Source organism: Pseudomonas frederiksbergensis (assembly GCF_001952935.1).
In the GTDB taxonomy this organism is placed as follows: Bacteria; Pseudomonadota; Gammaproteobacteria; order Pseudomonadales; family Pseudomonadaceae; genus Aquipseudomonas; species Aquipseudomonas frederiksbergensis.
The window spans coordinates 230985-256511 of sequence record NZ_CP018319.1; the positions used below are offsets into that span (position 1 = coordinate 230985).

At 57.2% G+C, this 25527-nt stretch carries 24 protein-coding genes; 16 read left to right on the top strand and 8 right to left on the bottom strand.

Annotation, left to right across the window (positions count from 1 at the left end; translation table 11 throughout):
• Nucleotides 1-82 precede the first annotated feature (82 nt).
• From PFAS1_RS01220 to PFAS1_RS01255, 8 genes are all read right to left on the bottom strand, one after another.
• Nucleotides 83-1285, bottom strand: a complete 1203-nt coding sequence (locus PFAS1_RS01220) for an MFS transporter (protein WP_232252194.1) — start codon at nt 1283-1285, stop codon at nt 83-85.
• Nucleotides 1285-2388, bottom strand: coding sequence for a pyridoxal phosphate-dependent aminotransferase (locus PFAS1_RS01225; RefSeq protein WP_076027916.1), 1104 nt, complete (start codon nt 2386-2388; stop codon nt 1285-1287). Before PFAS1_RS01225 ends, PFAS1_RS01220 begins: the two co-directional genes overlap by 1 nt.
• The gene (locus PFAS1_RS01230) at nt 2385-3128 is read right to left on the bottom strand and encodes a class II aldolase/adducin family protein (protein WP_076027917.1); all 744 of its coding nucleotides are present in this window, start codon (nt 3126-3128) and stop codon (nt 2385-2387) included. The genes PFAS1_RS01225 and PFAS1_RS01230 overlap by 4 nt, the downstream gene beginning before the upstream one ends.
• Complete coding sequence (locus PFAS1_RS01235) at nt 3121-4098, bottom strand: C-terminal binding protein (RefSeq protein ID WP_076027918.1); 978 nt, start codon at nt 4096-4098, stop codon at nt 3121-3123. The genes PFAS1_RS01230 and PFAS1_RS01235 overlap by 8 nt, the downstream gene beginning before the upstream one ends.
• Nucleotides 4099-4162: 64 nt before the next feature.
• On the bottom strand, nt 4163-5152 hold the full coding sequence (locus tag PFAS1_RS01240; protein WP_076027919.1) for an ornithine cyclodeaminase family protein: 990 nt from the start codon (nt 5150-5152) through the stop codon (nt 4163-4165).
• 108 nt (nt 5153-5260) lie between these two features.
• Complete coding sequence (locus tag PFAS1_RS01245; protein ID WP_076027920.1) at nt 5261-5785, bottom strand: MaoC family dehydratase; 525 nt, start codon at nt 5783-5785, stop codon at nt 5261-5263.
• Nucleotides 5786-5795: 10 nt separating this feature from the next.
• The gene (locus PFAS1_RS01250; protein WP_232252196.1) at nt 5796-6626 is read right to left on the bottom strand and encodes an HpcH/HpaI aldolase/citrate lyase family protein; all 831 of its coding nucleotides are present in this window, start codon (nt 6624-6626) and stop codon (nt 5796-5798) included.
• 6 nt (nt 6627-6632) lie between these two features.
• Entirely contained in the window at nt 6633-7871 is a 1239-nt protein-coding gene (locus PFAS1_RS01255) for an aminotransferase class I/II-fold pyridoxal phosphate-dependent enzyme (RefSeq protein ID WP_076027921.1), read from the bottom strand.
• A gap of 397 nt (nt 7872-8268) precedes the next feature.
• On the opposite strand from PFAS1_RS01255, the gene PFAS1_RS01260 reads away from it, so the two are divergent.
• The 16 genes from PFAS1_RS01260 to PFAS1_RS01335 all read left to right on the top strand — a co-directional run bounded on the left by PFAS1_RS01260 (nt 8269) and on the right by PFAS1_RS01335 (nt 25468).
• The gene (locus tag PFAS1_RS01260) at nt 8269-9030 is read left to right on the top strand and encodes an SDR family NAD(P)-dependent oxidoreductase (RefSeq protein WP_076027922.1); all 762 of its coding nucleotides are present in this window, start codon (nt 8269-8271) and stop codon (nt 9028-9030) included.
• A gap of 482 nt (nt 9031-9512) precedes the next feature.
• Nucleotides 9513-9926, top strand: a complete 414-nt coding sequence (locus PFAS1_RS01265; RefSeq protein WP_008146033.1) for an NADH-quinone oxidoreductase subunit A — start codon at nt 9513-9515, stop codon at nt 9924-9926.
• Between the two features lie 10 nt (nt 9927-9936).
• Nucleotides 9937-10611 (top strand): NuoB/complex I 20 kDa subunit family protein, encoded by a 675-nt coding sequence (locus PFAS1_RS01270; RefSeq protein ID WP_008146035.1) that lies wholly within the window; start codon nt 9937-9939, stop codon nt 10609-10611.
• Between the two features lie 72 nt (nt 10612-10683).
• Nucleotides 10684-12468 (top strand): NADH-quinone oxidoreductase subunit C/D, encoded by a 1785-nt coding sequence (nuoC, locus tag PFAS1_RS01275; protein ID WP_074878214.1) that lies wholly within the window; start codon nt 10684-10686, stop codon nt 12466-12468.
• Between the two features lie 2 nt (nt 12469-12470).
• Nucleotides 12471-12968 (top strand): NADH-quinone oxidoreductase subunit NuoE, encoded by a 498-nt coding sequence (gene nuoE / locus PFAS1_RS01280; RefSeq protein ID WP_008146039.1) that lies wholly within the window; start codon nt 12471-12473, stop codon nt 12966-12968.
• Complete coding sequence (gene nuoF / locus PFAS1_RS01285; protein ID WP_008146041.1) at nt 12965-14320, top strand: NADH-quinone oxidoreductase subunit NuoF; 1356 nt, start codon at nt 12965-12967, stop codon at nt 14318-14320. The genes nuoE and nuoF overlap by 4 nt, the downstream gene beginning before the upstream one ends.
• 137 nt (nt 14321-14457) lie before the next feature.
• Nucleotides 14458-17172: an NADH-quinone oxidoreductase subunit NuoG gene (gene nuoG / locus PFAS1_RS01290; protein WP_076027923.1), complete on the top strand. Its 2715-nt coding sequence runs from the start codon at nt 14458-14460 to the stop codon at nt 17170-17172.
• Nucleotides 17169-18176: an NADH-quinone oxidoreductase subunit NuoH gene (gene nuoH / locus PFAS1_RS01295; RefSeq protein ID WP_074878218.1), complete on the top strand. Its 1008-nt coding sequence runs from the start codon at nt 17169-17171 to the stop codon at nt 18174-18176. The genes nuoG and nuoH overlap by 4 nt, the downstream gene beginning before the upstream one ends.
• 12 nt (nt 18177-18188) lie before the next feature.
• Nucleotides 18189-18734, top strand: coding sequence for an NADH-quinone oxidoreductase subunit NuoI (nuoI, locus tag PFAS1_RS01300; protein ID WP_198044941.1), 546 nt, complete (start codon nt 18189-18191; stop codon nt 18732-18734).
• Nucleotides 18735-18743: 9 nt separating this feature from the next.
• Entirely contained in the window at nt 18744-19247 is a 504-nt protein-coding gene (nuoJ, locus tag PFAS1_RS01305) for an NADH-quinone oxidoreductase subunit J (protein WP_007905076.1), read from the top strand.
• A gap of 2 nt (nt 19248-19249) precedes the next feature.
• A complete protein-coding gene (gene nuoK / locus PFAS1_RS01310) occupies nt 19250-19558 on the top strand; it encodes an NADH-quinone oxidoreductase subunit NuoK (protein ID WP_007946416.1) in 309 nt (102 codons plus the stop codon).
• Nucleotides 19555-21408: an NADH-quinone oxidoreductase subunit L gene (nuoL, locus tag PFAS1_RS01315; protein WP_076027924.1), complete on the top strand. Its 1854-nt coding sequence runs from the start codon at nt 19555-19557 to the stop codon at nt 21406-21408. The genes nuoK and nuoL overlap by 4 nt, the downstream gene beginning before the upstream one ends.
• Nucleotides 21409-21448: 40 nt before the next feature.
• Entirely contained in the window at nt 21449-22981 is a 1533-nt protein-coding gene (nuoM, locus tag PFAS1_RS01320) for an NADH-quinone oxidoreductase subunit M (protein WP_076027925.1), read from the top strand.
• 7 nt (nt 22982-22988) lie between these two features.
• A complete protein-coding gene (nuoN, locus tag PFAS1_RS01325; protein WP_033057078.1) occupies nt 22989-24452 on the top strand; it encodes an NADH-quinone oxidoreductase subunit NuoN in 1464 nt (487 codons plus the stop codon).
• 207 nt (nt 24453-24659) lie between these two features.
• Nucleotides 24660-25094 (top strand): type II toxin-antitoxin system Phd/YefM family antitoxin, encoded by a 435-nt coding sequence (locus PFAS1_RS29845; RefSeq protein WP_232252198.1) that lies wholly within the window; start codon nt 24660-24662, stop codon nt 25092-25094.
• A complete protein-coding gene (locus tag PFAS1_RS01335; protein ID WP_074878228.1) occupies nt 25091-25468 on the top strand; it encodes a type II toxin-antitoxin system VapC family toxin in 378 nt (125 codons plus the stop codon). The genes PFAS1_RS29845 and PFAS1_RS01335 overlap by 4 nt, the downstream gene beginning before the upstream one ends.
• Nucleotides 25469-25527 lie beyond the last annotated feature (59 nt).

The following is a 25527-nucleotide window of genomic DNA, read 5'->3' on the forward strand; positions in this document are numbered from 1 at the left end:
CACCTGTGCTGGAGCTGAGCGACAAGACTCGATCAACCCACAATTCCTTTGTTAGTTCTCGATCGGTGTTTCGGATGCAGCCTTAGTCGAGCGATGTGGTGCGGGGTAATACAACTGCCCTGTGTCCGACAAAAAAACAGATGCCTCCAAATGCGATGCCCAGAACCCCATAGAGGCTCCAACTCAACGGGAAACCAACGCCAGCGATCAGCAAGGCTCCCAGCCCCACGGACACCATCCTCGCCCCCGCCAGTACGACAGGAACAAGAGAAAAGAGCGTAGGTTGCGTTTGCAATGGAGCTTTTTGCGAGATGAGCGCGGTGACGTAGGTAACGCTGAGAATCTCACCTAGCGTCCAGAAAAAAACAAAAAACAGAATCAGCACCGTATGTTCGAAAAAGGCATAGGCGCCGAACCCAACACTGTAGAAAATCGCGGCAAAAGCCAAATTGGTGAGCGGCTCGAAACGCGACGTCAATGCAATCAGCGACTGCGTCAACAGTATCACCAGCAGCGCATTGACGATTCCTACTGCACCGAACAGGCTGGCAGCCTTCCCTGCCGTTACCACATCAAGCCACAACGGCAGATGGTACTCACGCTGTGCATCCAGCACCGCCAACGCAAAGAACATGACGCCCGCAGCAATCACGACATGCGGTATGCCAGCCATCATGCCAATTGAAGTTTCCCTTGTTGCAGGTTTGCTGCCGTGGCTTTCCGGCAGAGACAGACAGGCACTTGAGAACAGGCACAACACACTGGTGACTAGCGCAAAAAACATTAGGTAGACGCTATCGAGGGCCAGTAAATATCCGCCAATGACAAACAACAGAGCCGCTCCCAGATTGCTGGCCAGATGCAAATAGCCAAAAAAGGCGACGCGGTTACTATCGTTAGCCGTCAAGGACGTCAAGATACTGAACACAGGTGTGACCAGCCCCGCGCAGAACATGAACAGCAAAACCATGGCAATGGATGCGACCGGCGCACTGAACAAAATCCCGCACAACAAGCATACAAATGAACATACAGAAGAGCAGACCAACAGTGTCCTGAACGTATAGCGTCCGACCAACGCTCCTCCCAACACGTTACCCACGAGAAAAAACGCCGACATCAGCGTAATCACCAATGCCACCCCGGCACTATCGAGCCGGTAATGACGCTGGAAAAACAAAGCGGCGAAGGGACCCAAGGCATTCGTCATGACGAACAGCAATCGGAGCAGCACGATATTGCGCATCCCAGTGCCCAAACCGCTCATTATCAGCAATGGCTTCACTACTGAACTGCTTCCTTCACATCACTCTTGCTGCCCTCATTGCCGCTTCCCTGCATTACCGCCATCAGGAATGTTTTCAGATCCGAAGACGCCGGCACGACTACACGCAGAATGTTTTCAAGTAACCCGAAACTGTGAGGATATTGGGAACAGTCGCTTACGCGAATGTTTGCCCGTGCGAACGCCTTGGCCAAACGGCCGTCGCTATGGTCTTCCAATAGTAGAAAGTTCGTTTCGCTATCGAAAACGACGATTCCGTAAACCCGGCAAAACTCGATTATCTCGTTTTTGACCTGCGCCAGTTCATGGTGGGCTTGCTCTAGTGCTTTACGGTTATTCAAACAGAACAGGGCAGCTTTCACCGCTACGTGGTTGATATCCCAAGGCCCTCGCACCTTCAACAACTCGCGAATTGATTCCGGATGCGTGACGACATACCCCAAACGCAATCCGGCAAGGCCGAAATACTTGGAGAATGAGCGAATGACGAACAATTGCCTGACTGAGCTGAACGCGTCCAGGCAGGTCTGCTGCAAATATTCAAAGTAGCTCTCATCAACAATCACTGGCTTGTTCAGTCTCACACAAGCCTCGACCAGAACCTTCAATTGTTCAGCGTCGATTCGCGCGCCCAACGGATTATTGGGATTGCACAGAATCAGCCCGTGGCTCGTCTGCAAGGCTTCGAGGATGGCTTTGGTCGGGAGAATGAAATGCTGTGTTTGCTTCTCGAATCCCACAATCACCGGTTCTACACCATTCACACTGAGCATCTGGTAATAGAAGGAAAATACCGGAGACGGAATGACCACCCGATCCCCTGGTGAAAACAGCAAGCGCACCACCAAGTCGATTGCTTGATCCGCACCATTGGTCAGCAGCAGGCTGTCGGTCGAAACCTTGCAGTAGTTTGCCAGCTCGGCCAGCAGCGGCTGATAGTTAGGGTAGGTAAACAGATCCCGGACCTGTAACTCGGTGGCAATGAATCTCAGCAGAAAATCGTTTAAAAACTGATTTTCGTTCAAATCCAGCAACACCGACGAGAGGTCGCGTTCAGGTACCTTCCATGACCCGGAACGCTTGATATGCTCATGAACCTTCATCTGTGCATACCCCCGTAGATCACCTGCTCACCCGATTCGTACATGTGCTGCACCTGTTCATCGCTCACGTACACGACCGACTTGCCAGTGGCTGCCGACAAACACTGGCTGGTGATCAGCCGACTGATTTCCGCAGTGAATGCCACAGCACGATGAAACGCCTCAGACAGGTCACGACCGAAACTGGTGATGCCATGACCGGGCATGACAATACAGTTGGTGTCATGCGCGCATCGTCCGATGGCGCTGACGTCCAGTTCGATGTTCACACCTTCGCGAAGAATGCACGGTGGCTTGCCCATCACCAGCGCGGTGTCATTGGACACATACGCCATCTCACGCCATTGCATGACAGCAAAAAAAGAAATGACTTCATTGGGATGAAGATGCACGGTGGCATTAACGTCAGAGCGACACCGCATGATTTCCCGGTGCATTTGATGTCCTGCACTAGGGCGAAAACGACCATGCAGCAGCTCATTGGATTGCATATCCAGCACCGCCAGATGCTCAAGACCGGACTCTTCCAGCGACACGCCTCGGTGCTTGGTGTAGATCACTTCTCGCCGCCAGTACGGGCAATGGTTGCGTATCGCAATATTACCCAAGGTATTGACCAGTAATTGCCGCGCCGCCAACCGCTGACCGTATTGAAGAATACTGTTGCCGATCGCCAGGTCGAACCAGGCCGGCAATCCAGGCTTCGAAGCCTCAGGACCTGCAAGTTTCAACTCAGGCATATCCCTTCGCCTCCATCCGTGCGCAATCAGGATTGATGACGGTGTCCACCCTTTCCCCTCGCAGCAAACTCAGCATCGCTCCCAAAGCACGGGCCTTCAACTGACCCAGCGATCGCTCGCTGTAAAACGCGGCATGGGGTGTCAGCAATACACGTTCATGATCGATTAACGCCTGTGGGGGGGCCGGTTCTTCCTGCAGCACGTCCAGGAATGCCATGGACACAAGCCCGGACTGCAAGGCCCGCTGCAACGCGTCGGTATCGACAATTGCGCCCCGCGCAGTATTGACCAGAGTTGCACCCCGCTTCATGCGTGAAAAACACCGGTCATTCAGCAGGTGTCGCGTATCGGGGGTGAGGGGCAGATGCAGCGATATGACATCTGCCTTGGCGAGCAAAGAATCCAGTGACCCGCCCTCTGCAATGCCTTCAACACATTTCTCAACGCAAGGATCGTAATAGCAGATCTGATAACCCATGGCAGCCGCCCTGCGCGCCAATGCCTGCCCCGTTGCCCCATAGCCGATCAGCCCCAGAACCGTGTCGCGGCACGCTTTAACTTCACCGGAATGCGCTCTCCAACTCCAACCGCCTTGCCTGGTATGCGCGGCGTAATCGAGAAGCTTTCGCTGGGCGGACAATATGAGCGCCATGGCGTGCTCCGCGACTTCCTCTACCCCCACCGAACCAATATTGGAGAGCAGAATGCCCTTCGCGCTCAAGGCCTCGACATCGACATCATCAAGACCGATGGTCGCCTTCACCAACGCCCGGCAACGATGCATTTTGGCAACTAACGGCTCATCGATGACGACCGAATGAAAGGCAATAATGCCGTCGGCCCGGGCGAGTTGCTCATCCGATGGATTGGACGTCACCTCAACTGCATACGGCTGCTGCTCTGGCCCACAGCAGTACTCCCCCGGCTCGACATAATTCACTCGCAACGAATCGATCATCAGAATATTCATGAATGCTCCTCTTTCCCTGTCGGCAACATTGATTGCTGTTTCAAACGTCCCGGTTTAACTACCCTCAAGTACTTAGATAGTTGCAGCTCATGCCGATGTGCTTTTCCTTGGCCAAGGCATAGATACAAGTAGCAGTCACCATATCTTGACTGGCATGCCCGACGCTGCGGAAGTAACTCAGACCACGCTTCAGCATTGCCGGCGGAGAATGATCGGCAACCAATGCACTCATCTCACGGATGTCCTTTTCGCCGATTATCGATAACGCTAAAGCCTGAGAAATTTCTCCCGACTCACATCGAGCGCAACCCAGATGGTCAACATGAACCTGAGCATCAGCCAACATTGCAGGGTCGATCTCACACGCCAGCAGCGAACTGCCGCCAATGGCGTTTACATGGGCGGATGGTTTCAGTTGGTGCGCCATAATCAGCGGTTGCGCACGATCATGGGACGTTGTCGTGCAGACGATGTCAGCATCGGCCAGCGCCTCATCCATACTTCGCACCGCAGTGATCGGCAGCGACAGTTCATTGGAAAGACGTTCGGCCAAAGCGACACTTTGATTAAATCGACGCGAAAACACCTTGATCCACCCCAACTCCCGGATGGTGGTCATCGCTCTTATATGCGCCGCAGCTTGGGTACCGGCACCGATGACGGCCAAATTAAGTCGCTCATGCGGGCAAAGCTTGTCCGTCGCCAAGGCACTCATGGCACTGGTACGGAGGGCAGTAAGGGTCGCCCCGTCGAGTATCGCCAGTAACTGCCCGGTTTCGATATCCATCAACAAAACCGCGCCATTGACTGACGATAACCCCCGCTCTGCGTTGCCTGGATGAAATGACGACACCTTAATCCCCAGTGTCTGGCTCTGGGGTATAAATGCCGGCATGAACAGTGAGAAAGCTCTTTGTCGCTCATGTGTAATGATCAAACGTTGTGGGACCACCGGGGACGCCAACGCAAACCCTCTATGAGCCTCCTCCAGTGCCTGGACAAGCCTTGGAAAATTGATACACCGCTCAATGTCTTCACTGTTCAGAAGCAGCATGGCAATTCCTTGTTCCATTGATGCTGTTCGAAAGGGCCTGTCATTCCTGGAGCTGCGGTTGGTCACCGCCAGCCAGGTCTGCGACCAGAATCTCGGAATGGCGCTGCCTTATCCGACGGGGTAGTCCTGCGACATACCGTTCCGGGGAACTAGGAATGTACGCAAGTAAGTGATCACCGGTGTTCCATCCTGCTTGCGTCCAATGACCTTGATGGTGACGATGCCTTGCCCTGGACGCGACCGGGATTCGCGCTTGGAAACCACCTCACTCTCAGCGTACAAGGTGTCACCAACATAGACCGGGTTCGGCAATCGAATCTCGTCCCAGCCCAGATTTGCGATCGCACGCGCACTCATGGTTGCCACTGTCATTCCGCTGACAATGGACAGTGTCACCGAACTGTTGACCAACAACTTCTTGAATTCGGTTTGCTGTGCATACGCAAGATCGATATGCGCAGGATGGTTATTCATATTGATTAATGACTGCCAGATATTATCCAACTCCGTTACGGTACGGCCGGGCCGGTGCTCGAAAATATCACCCACCACAAACTGTTCGTAATGCAGGCCATAGGACTCGCGATATCGATTTTCACCGATCCGCTCGTGGGCCAGAATCATCGGTTCCATTGCCTTCTCCTCACCGACCCAACTCTTGAGCGCGCTGGATCAATTTTCTTGCTTGTTTTACAAACGGAGGCCCCACCATCAGGTTCTTCAATTTCGTAATTTTTTCGCCGCTGTTTTCCGAAGCCTGCACAATTGCCAATGCATGCTCATATTCAGCAACGGACGGAGTGAAGACTTCATTGATAGTGGATATTTGCTTTGGATGAATGGCCGTCTTGCCACTGAAACCCAACTCCCGGACGTCACGGCACTCTTGCAGAAGTCCCATCTCATCATCGAGTTTGAAGTAGGCGGTGTCGAACACAGGGATCCTCGCCGCACTGCCAGCCGAGACGATGCTCGCGCGAGCATGCAGCATATTGGCCCAACCTCCGATAGTGACACCCAGGCTGGCCGCATAGTCGGCGGAGCCAAAGATCAGTCCATCAGCACTGGACGCGATGGTGTGAATATCACGTAGACAGGCTGGCGTCTCAACCGTAACCAGAATCTTTGGGCTCTCTCCGTCGCGGCTCAAATTGGCCCGTACAATATCTATTTCAGCAGCCGCCTCGGTCATCGCCATGACGATGAACTCGGGTCGCTGATCAAGCGATTGCACCAGCAGCAGATCAAGCAATCCCTGATTATCGCGCAGAGGGTTAATTCGCAGCGCCGTGCGCTGCGAGACATGGCCACGGTAGAACTGCTCGACACACAACCGTGCTTGAACCTTCTGAGGGAGTGGAACGCCATCCTCCAGGTCAATCACCATTACATCAGTCAGATTATTCTTAGCGTATTGCCCGGGGTACAAAGCGGAGCAGTACAGTAAGCTTCTTGGTGTGGGATTGATCATCATGTCCTCTCAATACTGGGCTGGTTTCAAGCTCAGACGAACCCTTTCGATCTCCGCCTTAACTGCGGAGCAGAATCCCAGAACATCGCCTTGGGACATGTCTGCACGCATCATCACGCGCAAACCGGATTTATTCCTGGCCACAATCGGGAAGAAGACTGCGGAGGTGTAATACCCACGTTTGAATACCCCCTCGGAAACGCCGATCGCCATATCCGGACTGTCCAAGGGAATAACCCGAATAGGCAAACCCGATCCCGCGTGTTCCGTCACAAACAAGCTGTCGAACAGGCGGATATTGGAATTGAGTTTCTCCTGCAAAACGGCCAGTTCACTGGTCTTGTGAATATCCAGGGAAGCCATGGCCGCGCCAACAGTGGCGGGGTTTACATATTGCGAATAGGACATCGGCCCGCCAAAACGGCGGAAAACCTCGTGGTAATTGGCCTTTTCCGACATATATATACCGCCACCATTGGCACCAAACGCCTTGGCCAATGAATAAACCAGTATGGTTCGCGGATTAAGCTCAGGCATGAAAGTACGAATATAGCCCTCACCCTTCTCGCCATAGGCACTTAATGAATGAGAATCATCGAAGTAGAGAAATAGCCCATATTTGTCCTGCAAAGCCAACAGTCGCTCAACAGGCGCACTTCCCCCCATACTGTAAGCACCGTCAGCAACATACGCGACCAAAGGATGGCGCTTACACATATCCTCAATAAAGTCGACATCATTATGATTGCAAGTGAAAACTTGCGTTTCATCACCACAGATGGCCTTGACCTGATTCAGAGCAAAGTGGGCATGCTTATCAAAAATCAAAACAGGGCGCTGGCCATCAGTAAACATCCCGGCTGCCAGTAAGGGTAAAGACGCGACAATGCCCGCGCTGCAGGAAGTCGCGGTGAACGCTCGACAAGCAAAATGTGCCGATAAGGCTTCTTCAAGTTCATCGAGTTCTTTCAGCCTTATTCTGATACGTGAGGTGGGCAAATTCACAGTACCGCAACTCAACACATAATCTGCGGCACGTCGAGCCAGACGCTCATCGACTTCAAGACCCAAATATGAACACGAGCACATATTCATGAATAAATGACCATTCTGGTCCTGCATACGTCCCTGCTGAGCATGCTTGATACTCAAATCGGTCAGCCCCGAATTTTGCGCAAGCGCCCAAGAGGGATTACCGATCTCTACCGACCTGGCGGTGTTTATAAACTTATTTATTTGCTCAGACATACATGACCTCTCTCTATGGACTTAAGAGTCAGACCAATACTGATTTCAATGCCATCTATCTAGCCATCTAATTTACCTAATGGCAGCGTACTATCAATCTCATAAAATCAAATTCCACCAATGCTTAGGAAAGTTCGCTCATTGAAAAATGAATGATCCGTAGGAATTTTCTGAGAATTTCCGCTCATATTCAAAACACAACAGATAACCGCGTCCGAGCCCCACAAACCTGGAATAAAAACCCCAACCCAGAACCGCAACACGAGGCAACAAACGAAGGCACTACTATTAGAATTCACGCTAGCAAAAAGCGACGCACCGTCTACATTCAAGTATCACGCCATATTCATACGTTATGCACACGACCAGCAAACTCTCTGCGGAGTATTAACTCATCATGAATGGAAGACTAAGAGGCAAGCGAGCGCTTATAACAGGTGCATCGGCAGGCATTGGAAGAGCTATAGCCGAAACCTACATTGCCCAGGGCGCCGATGTTTTCATTACCGCCCGCACTGACGAGGCTGGGGCTCGTGCAGTAATTGCATTAGCTGAACAAGTTGGCCAGCGGGCCGGCTTCACCCTTATGGATGCCGCAAGCACCAGCATTGATGCACTCTTTGAAGAAGCGCAAGCAGCCGTTGGTCCCTTGGATATACTCGTCAACAATCCGGCATTCATAACCCGTACTCCGTTTCTTGAGCTGAGCGAAGACGAGTACGAACGCACCCTTGCGGTCAACCTCCGCTTTCCATTTTTTATGACTCAACGCTTTGCAAAAGACTGCATCGCTCGCAAACAGGGCGGCAGCATCATTAACATTTCATCGGTCAGTGCCTTCAAGGCGGTCAGTCGAATGTCAGCTTATCAGGCAAGCAAAGCAGCACTGTCGATGCTTACTCGAAGCTGCGCGGTAGAACTGGCACCCTATGGCATCAGAGTCAATACGATTTCACCGGGGCTGACCGCGACCAGTGGTAACGCCAATCAGTGGCGGGACTCCCCAGAGATTTGGCAAAACAGGAAAAAGGAGATTCCCATGCAGCGTGCTGGAATGCCTGCAGATATGGCAGGCGCTGCCATCCTGCTGGCATCTGATGAGTCATCTTGGATGACCGGTGCGGATCTGGTAATCGATGGGGGACACAGCTGCACATAAAGAACCCGGAAAGTCGCGGGGCACGCTGATCGCCGCACCGCCGGCTGCCACAGGGAATGCGAGAAGCCGCAAACGGTGCGAAAACCTTGATCCGGAGCATTTTCTCGATCAGGAAAAGAAGGTAAAACGACCCCGGCCACTACTTGTAGTAACGCGCATATAAGACAACTTCCCGACCCTCACCCCATTAGACAGTTTGAAAACCGGCGCAAACAGTATTGATTATCATTTAGCTGTCGCTATATTCGTTACATTCCCAACAAAACAATATTGATGAAATTCCGGCTAATGCCCGAACCGCATGGGCTGCGGAGCTTTGGAGGTACGCTATGTCCTTATTCCTGTAAATAATTTCGCTATCTGAATTTTACTTGCACGGTGTTGTGCCATAAAATCAGCGGGATTGATTGCTGCGACATATCGTCACTGCTTTATTTCTTTTCAAGCTCAGAGACCTTTGCTCTCTGTTAAGGATTACCAGCATGCCCGAAGCGACAGGACTCATGGCCCACAACTGGGGCTTTGCCATTTTCCTTCTGGGCGTTGTCGGCCTCTGTGCCTTCATGCTCGGCGTTTCCAGCCTCCTCGGGTCAAAAGCCTGGGGCCGCAGCAAAAACGAACCGTTCGAATCCGGCATGCTGCCTACAGGTGGCGCCCGTCTGCGGCTCTCTGCAAAATTCTATCTGGTCGCGATGCTCTTCGTGATCTTCGATATCGAAGCCCTTTTTCTCTTTGCCTGGTCTGTGTCCGTCCGCGAAAGCGGCTGGACCGGATTCGTCGAAGCTCTCGTTTTCATAGCAATTCTGTTGGCAGGTCTTGTCTACCTATTTCGAGTGGGCGCCCTTGACTGGGCTCCGGCAGCTCGTCTTAAGCGGCAAGCGAAGCTGAAACAATGAGGCTTTGGCAATGCAATACAATCTCACCAGGATCGACCCCGATGCTCCTAACGAGCAGTATCCGATTGGCGAACGGGAAACCGTTTCCGATCCGTTAGAAGATCAAGTCCACAAAAACATTTTCATGGGCAAGCTCGAAGACGTGCTTAACGGCACGATCAACTGGGGGCGCAAGAACTCCCTGTGGCCGTACAACTTCGGTCTTTCGTGCTGCTACGTGGAAATGACCACCGCCTTCACGGCGCCCCACGACATCGCGCGCTTTGGCGCCGAGGTTATCCGGGCATCGCCGCGCCAGGCGGATTTCATGGTTATCGCCGGTACCTGCTTCATCAAGATGGCGCCGATCATCCAGCGTCTCTACGAGCAAATGCTCGAACCTAAATGGGTTATCTCCATGGGTTCGTGCGCCAACTCCGGTGGCATGTACGACATCTACTCCGTCGTTCAAGGGGTGGACAAGTTCCTTCCCGTGGACGTCTACGTGCCTGGCTGCCCGCCCCGCCCAGAAGCTTTTTTGCAAGGCTTGATGCTCTTGCAAGAGTCGATTGGACAGGAGCGTCGTCCGCTTTCCTGGGTCGTCGGCGATCAAGGCGTGTACCGCGCCGAGATGCCTTCGCAAAAGGAACAGCGCCGCGAACAGCGAATCGCAGTCACCAACCTGCGCAGCCCCGACGAAGTCTGATCCAGACCTGCTTCTTTTATAGAACGAGAACCTGGCTTCATTCTTTACGTTGACCGAAAGCGATAAATAACCATGACTACAGGCAGTGCTCTGTACATCCCGCCTTATAAGGCAGACGACCAGGATGTGGTCGTCGAACTGAACAACCGTTTTGGCCCCGAGGCGTTCACCGCCCAGCCTACTCGCACCGGCATGCCGGTGCTTTGGGTTGCCCGCGCCAAACTCGTCGAAGTCCTGACCTTCCTGCGCAACCTGCCCAAGCCGTACGTCATGCTTTATGACCTGCACGGCGTGGACGAGCGTCTGCGCACCAAGCGTCAAGGGCTGCCAAGCGGCGCCGACTTCACTGTGTTCTATCACTTGATGTCGATCGAGCGTAATAGTGACGTAATGATCAAGGTCGCCTTGTCCGAGAGCGACCTCAGCGTGCCGACCGTGACCGGCATCTGGCCGAACGCCAACTGGTACGAGCGTGAAGTGTGGGACATGTACGGCATCAACTTTGCCGGTCACCCGCACCTGACCCGCATCATGATGCCGCCGACCTGGGAAGGTCACCCGTTGCGCAAGGACTTCCCGGCCCGTGCCACCGAGTTCGACCCGTTCAGCCTGACCCTGGCCAAGCAACAGCTTGAGGAAGAAGCCGCGCGCTTCAAGCCTGAAGACTGGGGCATGAAGCGTTCCGGTGCGAACGAGGACTACATGTTCCTCAACCTCGGTCCTAACCACCCTTCGGCGCACGGTGCGTTCCGCATCATTCTGCAGCTGGACGGTGAAGAGATCGTCGACTGCGTGCCGGACGTCGGTTACCACCACCGTGGTGCCGAGAAGATGGCCGAGCGTCAGTCCTGGCACAGCTTCATTCCGTACACCGACCGTATCGACTACCTCGGCGGCGTGATGAACAACCTGCCGTACGTGCTCTCGGTCGAGAAGCTGGCCGGCATCAAGGTGCCCGAGAAGGTCGACGTCATCCGCATCATGATGGCCGAGTTCTTCCGGATCACCAGCCACCTGCTGTTCCTGGGGACTTACATCCAGGACGTCGGCGCCATGACCCCGGTGTTCTTCACGTTTACCGACCGTCAGAAGGCCTACACGGTGATCGAAGCCATCACCGGCTTCCGTCTGCACCCGGCCTGGTACCGCATCGGTGGCGTCGCTCACGACCTGCCGCGCGGCTGGGAAAAACTGGTGAAAGACTTCATCGACTGGATGCCAAAGCGTCTGGACGAGTACCAGAAAGCCGCACTGGACAACAGCATCCTGCGTGGCCGGACCATCGGCGTCGCCGCCTACAACACCAAAGAAGCCCTGGAATGGGGCGTCACCGGTTCCGGCCTGCGTTCGACCGGTTGCGATTTCGACCTGCGTAAAGCTCGCCCGTACTCCGGTTACGAGAACTTCGAATTCGAAGTGCCGCTGGCGGCCAATGGCGATGCCTACGACCGTTGCATCGTGCGTGTCGAAGAAATGCGCCAGAGCCTGAAGATCATCGAGCAGTGCATGCGCAACATGCCGGAAGGCCCGTACAAGGCGGATCACCCGCTGACCACGCCGCCGCCGAAAGAGCGCACCCTGCAGCACATCGAGACCCTGATCACGCACTTCCTGCAAGTTTCGTGGGGCCCGGTCATGCCGGCCAACGAATCCTTCCAGATGATTGAAGCGACCAAGGGCATCAACAGTTATTACCTGACGAGCGATGGCGGCACCATGAGCTACCGCACCCGGATTCGCACCCCAAGCTTCCCGCACTTGCAGCAGATCCCTTCGGTGATCAAAGGCAGCATGGTCGCGGACTTGATCGCGTACCTGGGTAGTATCGATTTCGTTATGGCCGACGTGGACCGCTAAGCATGAACAGCACGCTTATCCAGACAGACCGTTTCGCCCTGAGCGAAACCGAGCGCTCGGCCATCGAGCACGAGCTGCATCACTACGAAGACCCGCGCGCGGCGTCGATCGAAGCCTTGAAGATCGTCCAGAAGGAACGTGGCTGGGTGCCTGATGGCGCGCTCTACGCCATCGGCGAGATCCTCGGCATCCCGGCCAGCGACGTTGAAGGCGTGGCGACGTTCTATAGCCAGATCTTCCGTCAGCCGGTCGGCCGTCACATCATTCGCGTCTGCGACAGCATGGTCTGCTACATCGGTGGCCATGAATCGGTAGTCAGCGAAATCCAGAGCAATCTGGGCATCGGCCTGGGTCAGACCACCGCCGACGGTCGTTTCACCCTGCTGCCGGTCTGCTGCCTCGGCAACTGCGACAAGGCGCCGGCGTTGATGATCGACGACGACACATTCGGTGATGTGCAGCCTGCCGGCGTTGCCAAATTGCTCGAGGGCTACGTATGACCCTGACTTCCTTCGGTCCAGCCAACCGCATCAAGCGGTCGGCCGAGACTCACCCGCTCACCTGGCGTCTGCGTGACGACGGCGAAGCCGTTTGGCTCGACGAGTACCAGGCCAAGAACGGTTACGCGGCTGCGCGCAAGGCCTTCGCCGACATGGCTCAGGACGACATCGTCCAGACCGTGAAAGACTCCGGTCTTAAAGGTCGCGGCGGTGCAGGCTTCCCCACAGGCGTGAAGTGGGGCCTGATGCCCAAAGACGAATCCATCAACATCCGCTACCTGCTGTGCAACGCGGACGAGATGGAACCGAACACCTGGAAAGACCGCATGCTGATGGAGCAACTGCCCCATCTGCTGATCGAAGGCATGCTGATCAGTGCTCGCGCGCTGAAAACCTACCGTGGCTACATCTTCCTGCGTGGCGAATACACCACCGCCGCCAAGCACCTGAACCGTGCCGTCGAAGAAGCCAAGGCAGCGGGCCTGCTGGGTAAGAACATCCTGGGCAGCGGCTTCGATTTCGAGCTGTTCGTCCACACCGGCGCCGGGCGTTACATCTGCGGTGAAGAAACCGCGCTGATCAACTCCCTCGAAGGCCGCCGCGCCAACCCGCGCTCCAAGCCGCCCTTCCCTGCCGCCGTTGGCGTGTGGGGCAAGCCGACTTGCGTGAACAACGTTGAAACCCTGTGCAACGTGCCGGCGATCATTGCCGACGGCGTGGACTGGTACAAATCGTTGGCCCGCGAAGGCAGCGAAGACATGGGCACCAAGCTCATGGGCTTCTCCGGCAAGGTCAAGAACCCGGGCCTGTGGGAATTGCCGTTCGGCGTCACCGGTCGCGAGTTGTTCGAAGACTACGCCGGCGGCATGCGCGACGGTTACAAGCTCAAGTGCTGGCAGCCAGGCGGCGCCGGTACCGGTTTCCTGTTGCCGGAACACCTGGACGCACAAATGTACGCCGGCGGCATCGCCAAAGTGGGCACCCGTATGGGTACCGGCCTGGCCATGGCGGTGGACGACAGCGTCAACATGGTTTCCCTGCTGCGCAACATGGAAGAGTTCTTCTCCCGCGAATCCTGCGGTTTCTGCACCCCGTGCCGTGACGGTTTGCCGTGGAGCGTCAAGCTGCTGCGCGCGATCGAGAACGGTGAAGGGCAAGCCGGCGATATCGAGACCCTGCTGGGTCTGGTCGGTTTCCTCGGCCCAGGCAAGACCTTCTGTGCTCACGCACCGGGCGCCGTGGAGCCGTTGGGCAGCGCAATCAAATACTTCCGCCATGAGTTCGAAGCCGGCATCGCGCCTACCAGCGCCGTCGTCCCGCCTCTGGCAAGGCCGATCGTAGTCGGCGCGTAAACGCTTAAAAAAGCGAAGGGTCCGTGCCCTTCGCTTTGTCGTGTGATGACGCCTTGAACGGCTGTGTTGATTCACGCGAATAACAAGATTCCATTAGCCACGCCCGCTGACACCGGGCCAACGAAGAACTTTGAACCATGGCCACTATCCACGTAGACGGCAAAGAGCTCGAAGTCGATGGGGCAGACAACCTGTTACAGGCATGTCTGTCGCTAGGCCTCGATATCCCTTATTTCTGCTGGCACCCAGCCCTTGGCAGCATTGGCGCTTGCCGCCAGTGCGCGGTCAAGCAGTACACCGACGAAAACGACAAACGTGGTCGGATCGTCATGTCGTGCATGACCCCCGCCACCGACGGCAGCTGGATCTCCATCGACGACGAAGAAGCGAAAGTGTTTCGCGCCAGCGTCGTTGAATGGCTGATGACCAACCACCCTCACGACTGTCCGGTCTGTGAGGAAGGTGGTCACTGCCATCTGCAAGACATGACGGTAATGACCGGCCACAACGAGCGCCGTTATCGCTTCACCAAGCGTACTCACCAGAACCAGGATCTCGGCCCGTTCATCGGTCACGAAATGAACCGCTGCATCGCTTGCTACCGCTGCGTGCGCTTCTATAAGGACTACGCCGGCGGCACCGACCTCGGCGTATTCGGCGCCCACGACAACGTGTACTTCGGTCGCGTTGAAGACGGCACCCTGGAAAGCGAGTTCTCCGGCAACCTCACCGAGGTCTGCCCGACCGGTGTATTCACCGACAAGACTCACTCCGAGCGCTACAACCGCAAGTGGGACATGCAGTTCTCGCCGAGCATCTGCCATGGCTGCTCCAGCGGTTGCAACATCTCCCCGGGCGAGCGCTACGGTGAACTGCGTCGTATCGAAAACCGTTTCAACGGTTCGGTAAACCAGTACTTCCTGTGCGACCGTGGCCGTTTCGGCTACGGCTACGTCAACCGCGAAGACCGCCCGCGTCAACCAAAGCTGGCCAACGGCGCCAAGCTGACCCTCGACGAAGCGCTGGATAAAGCCGCCGATCTGTTGCGCGGTCGCAACATCGTCGGTATCGGTTCGCCGCGTGCCAGCCTCGAAAGCAACTACGCGTTGCGCGAACTGGTCGGTGCCGAACACTTTTACTCCGGTATCGAAGCCGCTGAGCTGGAACGCATTCGTCTGGTCATGCAGGTGCTCAAAGACAGCCCGCTGCCGATCCCGAACATGCGCGACATCGAAGACCACGACGCGATCTTCGTCCTCGGCGAAGACCTGACCCAGACCGCTGCGCGCATGGCCCTGTCCCTGCGTCAATCGGTCAAAGGCAAAGCCGAAGACATGGCCGACGCCATGCGCGTTCAGCCTTGGCTCGACGCCGCCGTGAAGAACATCGGTCAGAACGCGCTGAACCCGCTGTTCATCGCCAGCCTGGCTGAAACCAAGCTCGACGACATCGCTGAAGAATGCGTTCACGCTGCGCCAGACGACCTGGCCCGCATCGGTTTCGCCGTGGCTCACGCCCTCGACGCCAGCGCGCCTGCCGTTGAAGGTCTGGACGCTGAAGCCCTTGAGCTGGCCAAGCGCATTGCCGACGCCCTGCTCGCCGCCAAGCGTCCACTGATCATTGCCGGTACCTCGTTGGGTTCCAAGGCGCTGATCGAAGCCGCGGCAAACATCGCCAAGGCCCTGAAGCTGCGCGAGAAGAACGGTTCCATCAGCCTGATCGTGCCAGAGGCCAACAGCCTCGGCCTGGCCATGCTCGGTGGCGACTCGGTCGATGCCGCGCTGCAAGCGGTGATCGACGGCAAGGCCGACGCCATCGTTGTGCTGGAAAACGATCTGTACACCCGTACCGACAAAACCCGTGTCGATGCTGCCCTGAACGCCGCAAAAGTTTTGATCGTGGCGGACCATCAGAAGACCGCCACCAGCGATCGCGCGCACCTGGTTCTGCCAGCGGCCAGCTTCGCTGAAGGCGACGGTACGCTGGTCAGCCAGGAAGGCCGCGCCCAGCGCTTCTTCCAGGTCTTCGACCCGACTTACCTCGACGCAAGCATCATGGTTCACGAAGGCTGGCGCTGGCTGCATGCCCTGCGCGCTACCCTGTTGAACCAGCCGATCGACTGGACCCAACTGGACCACGTCACCGCTGCCTGTGCCGCAAGCACTCCACAACTGGCCGGCATCGTCAGCGCTGCACCGTCCGCCGCGTTCCGCATCAAAGGCCTGAAACTGGCTCGCGAACCGCTGCGTTACTCCGGTCGTACCGCCATGCGCGCCGACATCAGCGTGCACGAACCGCGTACTTCCCAGGATAACGACACCGCGTTCTCGTTCTCCATGGAAGGTTACTCGGGCTCGGTCGAACCGCGTCAGCAAGTGCCATTCGCCTGGTCTCCGGGCTGGAACTCGCCGCAAGCCTGGAACAAGTTCCAGGACGAAGTCGGTGGTCATATCCGCGCTGGCGACCCGGGCACTCGCCTGATCGAAAGCACCGGTGACTCGCTGAACTGGTTCGCCAGTGTTCCTCGCGCGTTCAACCCGGCTCCGGGCACCTGGCAGGTTGTGCCGTTCTTCCACCTGTTCGGCAGCGAAGAGAACTCTTCCAAAGCCGCACCGGTTCAGGAACGCATCCCGGCCGCTTACGTGTCGCTGGCCAAATCCGAAGCCGACCGCTTGGGTGTCAATGACGGTGCCCTGCTGAGCTTGAACGTGGCTGGCCAGACCCTGCGTCTGCCGCTGCGCATCAACGAAGAGCTGGGTGCCGGTCTGGTCGCATTGCCGGCCGGTATCGCCGGCATTCCGCCAGCGATCTTTGGCAAATCCGTTGACGGTCTGCAGGAGGCAGCTCAATGACCTGGTTCACGCCTGAAGTGATTGACGTGATCATCGCGGTCCTCAAGGCCATCGTGATTCTGCTCGCCGTCGTGGTGTGCGGCGCGCTGTTGAGCTGGGTCGAGCGTCGTTTGCTCGCCCTCTGGCAGGACCGTTACGGTCCGAACCGCGTCGGCCCGTTCGGCGCGTTCCAGATCGCGGCCGACATGATCAAGATGTTCTTCAAGGAAGACTGGACCCCGCCGTTCGCCGACAAGGTGATCTTCACCTTGGCGCCGGTCGTGGCCATGAGCGCCTTGCTGATTGCCTTCGCGATCATCCCGATCACCCCGACCTGGGGTGTGGCGGACATCAACATCGGCATCCTGTTCTTCTTCGCCATGGCTGGTCTGTCGGTCTACGCGGTGCTGTTCGCCGGCTGGTCGAGCAACAACAAGTTCGCCCTGTTGGGCAGCTTGCGGGCCTCGGCACAAACCGTGTCGTACGAAGTGTTCATGGGCCTGTCGCTGATGGGCATCGTGATCCAGGTCGGCTCGTTCAACATGCGCGACATCGTTGAATACCAGGCGCAGAACATGTGGTTCATCATTCCGCAGATCTTCGGTTTCCTGACCTTCTTCATTGCCGGCGTCGCCGTGACTCACCGTCACCCGTTCGACCAGCCGGAAGCGGAACAGGAACTGGCCGACGGTTACCACATTGAATACGCCGGCATGAAATGGGGCATGTTCTTCGTCGGTGAGTACATCGGCATCGTGCTGATTTCGGCGCTGCTGGTGACCCTGTTCTTCGGTGGCTGGCACGGTCCGTTCGGCATTCTGCCGCAGATCCCGTTCATCTGGTTCGCACTGAAAACCGCGTTCTTCATCATGTTCTTCATCCTGCTGCGCGCTTCCATTCCGCGCCCACGGTATGACCAAGTGATGGATTTCAGCTGGAAGTTCTGCCTGCCGCTGACCCTCGTCAACATGCTGGTGACCGCTGCGATCGTGTTGCTCAACACGCCCGCTGTCGCGGCTCAGTGAGGATAGAGAATCATGAAGTACATATTTGACATCGTGCATGGCTTCTTTACCCAGCTTCGCAGCCTGGTGATGATCTTCGGCCACGCCTTCCGCAAGCGCGACACGCTGCAATACCCGGAAGAGGCGGTGTACCTGCCGCCGCGCTTCCGTGGCCGCATCGTGCTGACCCGCGACCCCGACGGCGAAGAGCGTTGTGTAGCCTGCAACCTGTGCGCCGTGGCGTGCCCGGTTGGCTGCATCTCGCTGCAGAAAGCTGAAACCGATGACGGTCGCTGGTACCCGGAGTTTTTCCGTATCAACTTCTCGCGCTGCATTTTCTGCGGCCTCTGCGAGGAAGCCTGCCCGACCACCGCGATCCAGCTGACACCGGATTTCGAGATGGCCGAGTTCAAACGTCAGGACCTGGTGTACGAGAAAGAAGATCTGCTGATCTCCGGCCCCGGCAAAAACCCTGATTACAACTTCTATCGTGTTGCAGGTATGGCGATTGCCGGTAAGCCAAAAGGCTCCGCGCAAAATGAAGCCCAGCCGATCAACGTGAAGAGCTTGCTGCCTTAAGGAAGAAAGATGGAATTCGCTTTCTATTTCGCATCGGGTATCGCTGTTGTGTCCACGCTTCGCGTGATCACCAACACCAACCCCGTGCACGCCCTGCTCTACCTGATCATTTCGCTGATTGCCGTGGCGATGACGTTTTTCGCCCTCGGCGCACCGTTTGCCGGTGTGCTCGAAGTGATCGCCTACGCTGGCGCCATCATGGTGCTGTTCGTGTTCGTGGTGATGATGCTGAACCTGGGCCCGGCCTCGGTTCAGCAAGAGCGCGTCTGGCTCAAGCCCGGCATCTGGCTCGGCCCGGTCGCGCTCGGCACCCTGCTGCTGGTTGAACTGCTGTACGTGCTGTTCAGCGACGCCAGCGGCCAGGCCATCGGCCACACCACCGTAGACGCCAAGGCCGTGGGCATCAGCCTGTTCGGTCCTTATCTGCTGGTGGTCGAACTCGCCTCGATGCTGCTGCTCGCCGCAGCCGTCACGGCGTTCCACTTGGGCCGCAACGAAGCCAAGGAGCAATGACGATGCCTGCTATCCCTATGGAGCATGGTCTGGCGGTCGCCGGCATCCTGTTCTGCCTCGGTCTGGTCGGCCTGATGGTCCGGCGCAACATTCTTTTCGTGCTGATGAGCCTGGAGGTCATGATGAATGCCTCCGCACTGGCCTTCATCGTTGCCGGTAGCCGCTGGGCGCAGCCGGATGGACAGATCATGTTCATCCTGGTGATCAGCCTGGCAGCCGCCGAGGCCAGTATTGGCCTGGCGATTCTGTTGCAGCTGTATCGCCGCTTCCACACTCTCGATATCGACGCTGCCAGCGAGATGCGCGGATGAATCTTCTCTATCTGACTTTCGTATTCCCTCTCATAGGTTTCCTGCTGCTGGCGTTCTCACGCGGCCGTTTTTCGGAAAACCTGTCGGCGCTGATCGGCGTCGGTTCCATCGGCTTGTCGGCCATCGTCACGGCTTATGTGATCTGGCAATTCAACGTCGCGCCACCTGAAGGCGGTCACTACACCATGGTGTTGTGGCAGTGGATGGCGGTGGAAGGCTTTACGCCTAACTTCGCGCTGTACCTGGATGGTCTGTCCCTGACCATGCTTGGTGTGGTGGTCGGCGTCGGCTTCCTGATCCACCTGTTCGCGTCCTGGTACATGCGCGGTGAAGCCGGTTACTCGCGCTTCTTCGCCTACACCAACCTGTTTATCGCCAGCATGCTGTTCCTGGTCCTGGGCGATAACCTGTTGTTCCTGTACTTCGGCTGGGAAGGTGTGGGCCTGTGCTCGTATCTGTTGATCGGTTTCTACTACAGCAACCGCAACAACGGTAACGCGGCACTCAAAGCCTTCATCGTGACCCGGATCGGCGACGTGTTCATGGCCATCGGCCTGTTCATCCTGTTCGCGCAACTGGGCACGCTGAACATCCAGGAACTGCTGGTGCTGGCACCGCAGAAATTCCAGGCCGGCGACTTCTGGATGGTCATGGCGACCCTGATGCTGCTGGGCGGCGCTGTCGGTAAATCGGCGCAACTGCCGCTGCAAACCTGGCTGGCGGACGCGATGGCCGGTCCTACTCCGGTTTCGGCACTGATCCACGCCGCAACCATGGTGACCGCCGGTGTCTACCTGATCGCCCGTACTCACGGCCTGTTCACCCTGGCGCCGGAGATCCTGCACCTGGTTGGCGTTGTCGGCGGTGTGACCCTGGTACTCGCCGGTTTTGCCGCACTGGTCCAGACCGACATCAAACGTATCCTCGCCTACTCGACCATGAGCCAGATCGGCTACATGTTCCTGGCATTGGGCGTTGGTGCCTGGGATGGCGCGATCTTCCACCTGATGACCCACGCCTTCTTCAAGGCACTGCTGTTCCTTGCGTCCGGTGCGGTGATCGTTGCCTGCCACCACGAGCAGAACATCTTCAAGATGGGCGGCCTGTGGAAGAAACTGCCACTGGCCTACGCCAGCTTCATCGTCGGCGGCGCGGCTCTGGCGGCGTTGCCACTGGTGACCGCGGGCTTCTACTCCAAGGACGAAATCCTCTGGGAAGCGTTCGCCAGCGGCAACAACGGTCTGCTCTACGCAGGTCTGGTCGGCGCGTTCATGACCTCGCTGTACACCTTCCGCCTGATCTTCATCGCGTTCCACGGTGAATTGAAGACCGAAGCGCACGCCGGTCACGGCATCGCTCACTGGCTGCCGCTGTCGGTGCTGATCGTATTGTCGACCGCCATTGGCGCGATGATCGTTCCGCCGCTGCACGGTGTGCTGCCGCAAAGCGTCGGCCATGCCGGCGGCGATGCCAAGCACAGCCTGGAAATCGCCTCGGGTGCTATCGCCCTGGCCGGTATCCTGCTGGCCGCCTTGCTGTTCCTCGGCAAGCGTCGTTTCGTCACTGCTATCGCCAACAGCGGCATCGGCCGCTTCCTTTCGGCCTGGTGGTTCGCTGCCTGGGGCTTCGACTGGATCTACGACAAACTGTTCGTCAAGCCATACCTTGCGCTCAGCCACGCACTGCGCAGAGACCCGCTCGACCAGACCATCGGTCTGATCCCGCGTATGGCCAAAGGCGGTCACACCGCCCTGAGTCGTACCGAAACCGGTCAACTGCGTTGGTACGCGGCATCGATGGCAGCCGGCTCCGTGCTGGTCATCGGCGCCATCGTGCTGGTAGCGGTCTGAATATGAACCTTGCGAACTTGCGAAAGGAATTGAGCCCGTCATGATTCTGCCTTGGCTAATCCTGATCCCCTTCATCGGCGGCCTGCTGTGCTGGATGGGTGAGCGCTTCGGCGCTACCCTCCCCCGCTGGATTGCGCTGTTGACCATGACCCTGGAACTCGCACTCGGCCTCTGGCTGTGGGCCCACGGTGATTATTCATTTGCTCCGGCGCCTGGCGCCGATCCGACCTGGGTGCTCGAGTTCAAGCACATCTGGATCGAGCGCTTCGGCATCAGCGTGCACCTGGCCCTCGACGGCCTGTCGCTGTTGATGATCCTGCTGACCGGCCTGCTGGGTATCCTCTCGGTACTTTGCTCGTGGAAAGAGATCCAGCGTCACGTTGGTTTCTTCCACTTGAACCTGATGTGGATCCTGGGCGGTGTCGTCGGCGTGTTCCTCGCCCTCGACCTGTTCATGTTCTTCTTCTTCTGGGAAATGATGCTGGTGCCGATGTACTTCCTCATCGCGCTCTGGGGTCACAGTTCTTCGGACGGCAAGAAAACCCGGATCTACGCGGCGACCAAGTTCTTCATCTTCACCCAGGCTTCCGGCCTGATCATGTTGGTGGCGATCCTGGGTCTGGTACTGGTCAACTTCGACGACACCGGCGTGATTACCTTCAACTACGCCGACCTGTTGAAAACCAAGATGTCGCTGACCACCGAGTACATTCTGATGCTCGGCTTCTTCATCGCCTTCGCGGTGAAGCTGCCAGTGGTGCCGTTCCACTCATGGTTGCCTGACGCTCACGCCCAGGCGCCAACAGCGGGTTCGGTCGACCTGGCCGGTATCTTGCTGAAAACTGCTGCTTACGGTCTGCTGCGTTTCGCCCTGCCGCTGTTCCCGAATGCCTCGGCCGAGTTTGCGCCGATCGCCATGACCCTGGGTCTGATCGGGATCTTCTACGGTGCGTTCCTGGCCTTCGCCCAAACCGACATCAAGCGCCTGATCGCCTACTCCTCCGTTTCCCACATGGGCTTCGTGTTGATCGGCATCTACTCCGGCAGCCAACTGGCGCTGCAGGGCGCAGTGATGCAGATGCTGGCGCACGGTCTATCGGCGGCGGCACTCTTTATCCTCAGTGGTCAACTGTACGAGCGCACTCACACCCGTGACATGCGTGAGATGGGCGGCCTGTGGTCAAAGATCGCTTACCTGCCGGCCATCAGCCTGTTCTTCGCAGCCGCGTCGCTGGGCTTGCCGGGTACCGGTAACTTTGTGGGTGAGTTCCTGATCCTGATCGGCACGTTCCCGGCCGCCCCATGGATCACGATCATCGCGACGTCCGGCCTGGTGTTCGGTTCGGTCTACTCGCTGATCATGATCCACCGTGCCTACTTCGGCCCGTCCAAGTCGGACGCGGTGCTGCATGGCATGGATGGTCGCGAACTGATCATGGTGGTTGGGCTTGCGGCGCTGCTGATTTACATCGGCGTGTACCCGCAACCGTTCCTCGATACCTCTGCTGCGACGATGCATGGCGTGCAGCAATGGCTCGGTACCGCCTTCACTCAACTCGCTTCGGCCCGGTAAGAGCGCTATGGAATTCACGACTCAACACTTTATCGCGCTTGCGCCGTTGTTGATCACCAGCGCCACGATCATCGTGGTGATGCTGGCGATCGCCTGGCGCCGCAACCACTCGCAGACCTTCCTGATTTCCGTGGCGGGCCTGAACCTGGCATTGCTGTCGATCCTGCCAGCCCTGAAAGTCGCGCCCCTGGCCGTGACGCCATTGCTGCAGATCGACACCTTCGCTTGTCTGTACATGGCGCTGATCCTGGTCGCCACCCTCGCTTGTGTGACCCTCGCCCACGCCTACCTCGGCGATGGCGGTTCGGGTTACCCGGGCAACCGTGAAGAACTTTACCTGCTGATCCTGATGGCCGCCGCCGGTGGCCTGGTTCTGGTCAGCGCGCAGCACCTGGCCGGGTTGTTCATCGGTCTGGAACTGCTCTCGGTACCGGTCTACGGTCTGGTGGCGTATGCCTTCTTCAACAAGCGTTCGCTGGAAGCCGGTATCAAGTACATGGTGCTGTCGGCCGCCGGTTCCGCGTTCCTGTTGTTCGGTATGGCTCTGCTCTACGCCGACTCCGGCAGCCTGAGCTTCGTCGGCATCGGCCAGGCCCTCGCAGCCACCGGCCTGCCAAGCTCGCTGGCGCAACTGGGCCTGGGCATGATGCTGATCGGTCTGGCGTTCAAGCTGTCGCTGGTACCGTTCCACCTCTGGACCCCGGACGTTTACGAAGGTGCTCCGGCACCGGTGGCCGCGTTCCTGGCCACCGCTTCGAAAGTGGCTGTGTTTGCGGTAATGGTGCGTCTGTTCCAGATCTCGCCGGCTGCAAGCAGCGGTGTCCTGAGCGACGTGCTGACCATCATCGCCATCGCGTCGATCCTGTTCGGTAACCTGCTGGCACTGACCCAGAGCAACCTCAAGCGTCTGCTGGGTTACTCGTCCATCGCTCACTTCGGTTACCTGCTGATCGCCCTGGTGGCGAGCAAGGGTCTGGCCGTGGAAGCCATCGGCGTGTACCTGGTCACCTACGTGATCACCAGCCTCGGCGCGTTCGGCGTGATCACCCTGATGTCCTCGCCGTACAACGGCCGTGACGCGGATGCGCTGTACGAATACCGCGGCCTGTTCTGGCGCCGTCCGTACCTGACCGCCGTACTGACCGTGATGATGCTGTCCCTGGCCGGTATCCCGCTGACCGCGGGCTTCATCGGCAAGTTCTACATCATCGCTACCGGTGTCGAGTCGCACCAATGGTGGCTGGTCGGTTCCCTGGTTCTGGGCAGCGCCATCGGCGTCTTCTACTACCTGCGCGTGATGGTCACCCTGTACCTGATCGAGCCGAACCTGCGTCGCCACGATGCACAACTGCATTGGGAACAACGTGCAGGCGGCGTGATGCTGCTGGCGATCGCCGCACTGGCGTTCTTCCTCGGTCTGTATCCGCAACCGTTGCTGGTGCTGGTTCAGCAGGCGGGGCTGGCGGGTTGATCGCTTAAGCGACACTTGGTAGAAAACAGAAACGGCACCTTCGGGTGCCGTTTTTGCGTTTGTGGGATTTGTTACTGCTGCCCTGCCCTCCTTCTCTAATCCCAGAAAGCTCTCGCGGAATCGTCAGGTTCGTCCTACAGCCAGAATTGGGGTAGTGCCTCTATCTTGAGTGCCTGCCGGACAGACAAACCGAAGCGAGGACGAGCAATGAAACGCGACATCTTTTATGAACTGGTAGACGGATCTGACGCTTTGGCCACTGGACGTCGGAACGAAGCTTCACCTGAGCGCTACGACATCAAACCGACCCTTTTGCCATTCGTCTGTGCTGAGCTCTTGCGCAATTTTGCAGCTCCACAAAATTCTGGCTATATTTGTCCAGAATATAGGGAGGGGCGAATCATGATCATTGTTCCGTTAGCAGAAGCAAAAAACAATTTATCCAAACTCGTCGATGACGCAGCCGCCGGACAAGTCATCACGATCGCCAAACACGGCCGTCCCCTTGCCCGCCTGGTTCCAGTGGAAAGACCGCGCGGACAGCGAATTGGAGCGATGAAAGGCAAACTCATCCTTACCGACGGCTTCGACGCCGCTTTGCCAGACGACCTGCTGGATGCATTTGAAGGGCAGCAACCATGAGGGTGTTGCTCGATACCCATGTACTGCTCTGGACACTCGCCGACGATCAGAAATTATCTGGCAAAGCCCGACAACTCATTAATAACGCCACTGAAGTTTATGTCAGCGCCGCGACCTTCTGGGAAATGGCTATCAAGGTCGGTCTAGGAAAGCTAAGCGTTGATCTGGAGGAAATCCGCCAATACTGCATCCAAAGCGGATTTATTGAACTACCTGTTTCATCCGAACACGCCATTGCGGTGAAAGATCTGGAACCTCACCATCGTGATCCGTTCGACCGCCTCATCGTGGCCACTGCAATGACAGAACCGATGAAACTTCTTACTGCGGATCCAATGGTAGCCAAGTACACATCGTTGGCCATTTTGATTTGAGGCTGCTGGTCCCTAGGCAACGCAATAAAAAACGGGGCCTTCGGATTGTGTTGTTCCTT

Excerpts from the sequence above, each read along its gene's own strand:
- PFAS1_RS01225 (WP_076027916.1), bottom strand. The coding sequence starts at position 2,388 with ATGAAGGTTCATGAGCATATCAAGCGTTCCGGGTCATGGAAGGTACCT.
- PFAS1_RS01230 (WP_076027917.1), bottom strand. The coding sequence starts at position 3,128 with ATGCCTGAGTTGAAACTTGCAGGTCCTGAGGCTTCGAAGCCTGGATTG.
- PFAS1_RS01235 (WP_076027918.1), bottom strand. The coding sequence starts at position 4,098 with ATGAATATTCTGATGATCGATTCGTTGCGAGTGAATTATGTCGAGCCG.
- PFAS1_RS01240 (WP_076027919.1), bottom strand. The coding sequence starts at position 5,152 with ATGCTGCTTCTGAACAGTGAAGACATTGAGCGGTGTATCAATTTTCCA.
- PFAS1_RS01245 (WP_076027920.1), bottom strand. The coding sequence starts at position 5,785 with ATGGAACCGATGATTCTGGCCCACGAGCGGATCGGTGAAAATCGATAT.
- PFAS1_RS01250 (WP_232252196.1), bottom strand. The coding sequence starts at position 6,626 with ATGATGATCAATCCCACACCAAGAAGCTTACTGTACTGCTCCGCTTTG.
- PFAS1_RS01255 (WP_076027921.1), bottom strand. The coding sequence starts at position 7,871 with ATGTCTGAGCAAATAAATAAGTTTATAAACACCGCCAGGTCGGTAGAG.
- PFAS1_RS01260 (WP_076027922.1), top strand. The coding sequence starts at position 8,269 with ATGAATGGAAGACTAAGAGGCAAGCGAGCGCTTATAACAGGTGCATCG.
- PFAS1_RS01265 (WP_008146033.1), top strand. The coding sequence starts at position 9,513 with ATGCCCGAAGCGACAGGACTCATGGCCCACAACTGGGGCTTTGCCATT.
- PFAS1_RS01270 (WP_008146035.1), top strand. The coding sequence starts at position 9,937 with ATGCAATACAATCTCACCAGGATCGACCCCGATGCTCCTAACGAGCAG.
- nuoC (WP_074878214.1), top strand. The coding sequence starts at position 10,684 with ATGACTACAGGCAGTGCTCTGTACATCCCGCCTTATAAGGCAGACGAC.
- nuoE (WP_008146039.1), top strand. The coding sequence starts at position 12,471 with ATGAACAGCACGCTTATCCAGACAGACCGTTTCGCCCTGAGCGAAACC.
- nuoF (WP_008146041.1), top strand. The coding sequence starts at position 12,965 with ATGACCCTGACTTCCTTCGGTCCAGCCAACCGCATCAAGCGGTCGGCC.
- nuoG (WP_076027923.1), top strand. The coding sequence starts at position 14,458 with ATGGCCACTATCCACGTAGACGGCAAAGAGCTCGAAGTCGATGGGGCA.
- nuoH (WP_074878218.1), top strand. The coding sequence starts at position 17,169 with ATGACCTGGTTCACGCCTGAAGTGATTGACGTGATCATCGCGGTCCTC.
- nuoI (WP_198044941.1), top strand. The coding sequence starts at position 18,189 with ATGAAGTACATATTTGACATCGTGCATGGCTTCTTTACCCAGCTTCGC.
- nuoJ (WP_007905076.1), top strand. The coding sequence starts at position 18,744 with ATGGAATTCGCTTTCTATTTCGCATCGGGTATCGCTGTTGTGTCCACG.
- nuoK (WP_007946416.1), top strand. The coding sequence starts at position 19,250 with ATGCCTGCTATCCCTATGGAGCATGGTCTGGCGGTCGCCGGCATCCTG.
- nuoL (WP_076027924.1), top strand. The coding sequence starts at position 19,555 with ATGAATCTTCTCTATCTGACTTTCGTATTCCCTCTCATAGGTTTCCTG.
- nuoM (WP_076027925.1), top strand. The coding sequence starts at position 21,449 with ATGATTCTGCCTTGGCTAATCCTGATCCCCTTCATCGGCGGCCTGCTG.
- nuoN (WP_033057078.1), top strand. The coding sequence starts at position 22,989 with ATGGAATTCACGACTCAACACTTTATCGCGCTTGCGCCGTTGTTGATC.
- PFAS1_RS29845 (WP_232252198.1), top strand. The coding sequence starts at position 24,660 with ATGAAACGCGACATCTTTTATGAACTGGTAGACGGATCTGACGCTTTG.
- PFAS1_RS01335 (WP_074878228.1), top strand. The coding sequence starts at position 25,091 with ATGAGGGTGTTGCTCGATACCCATGTACTGCTCTGGACACTCGCCGAC.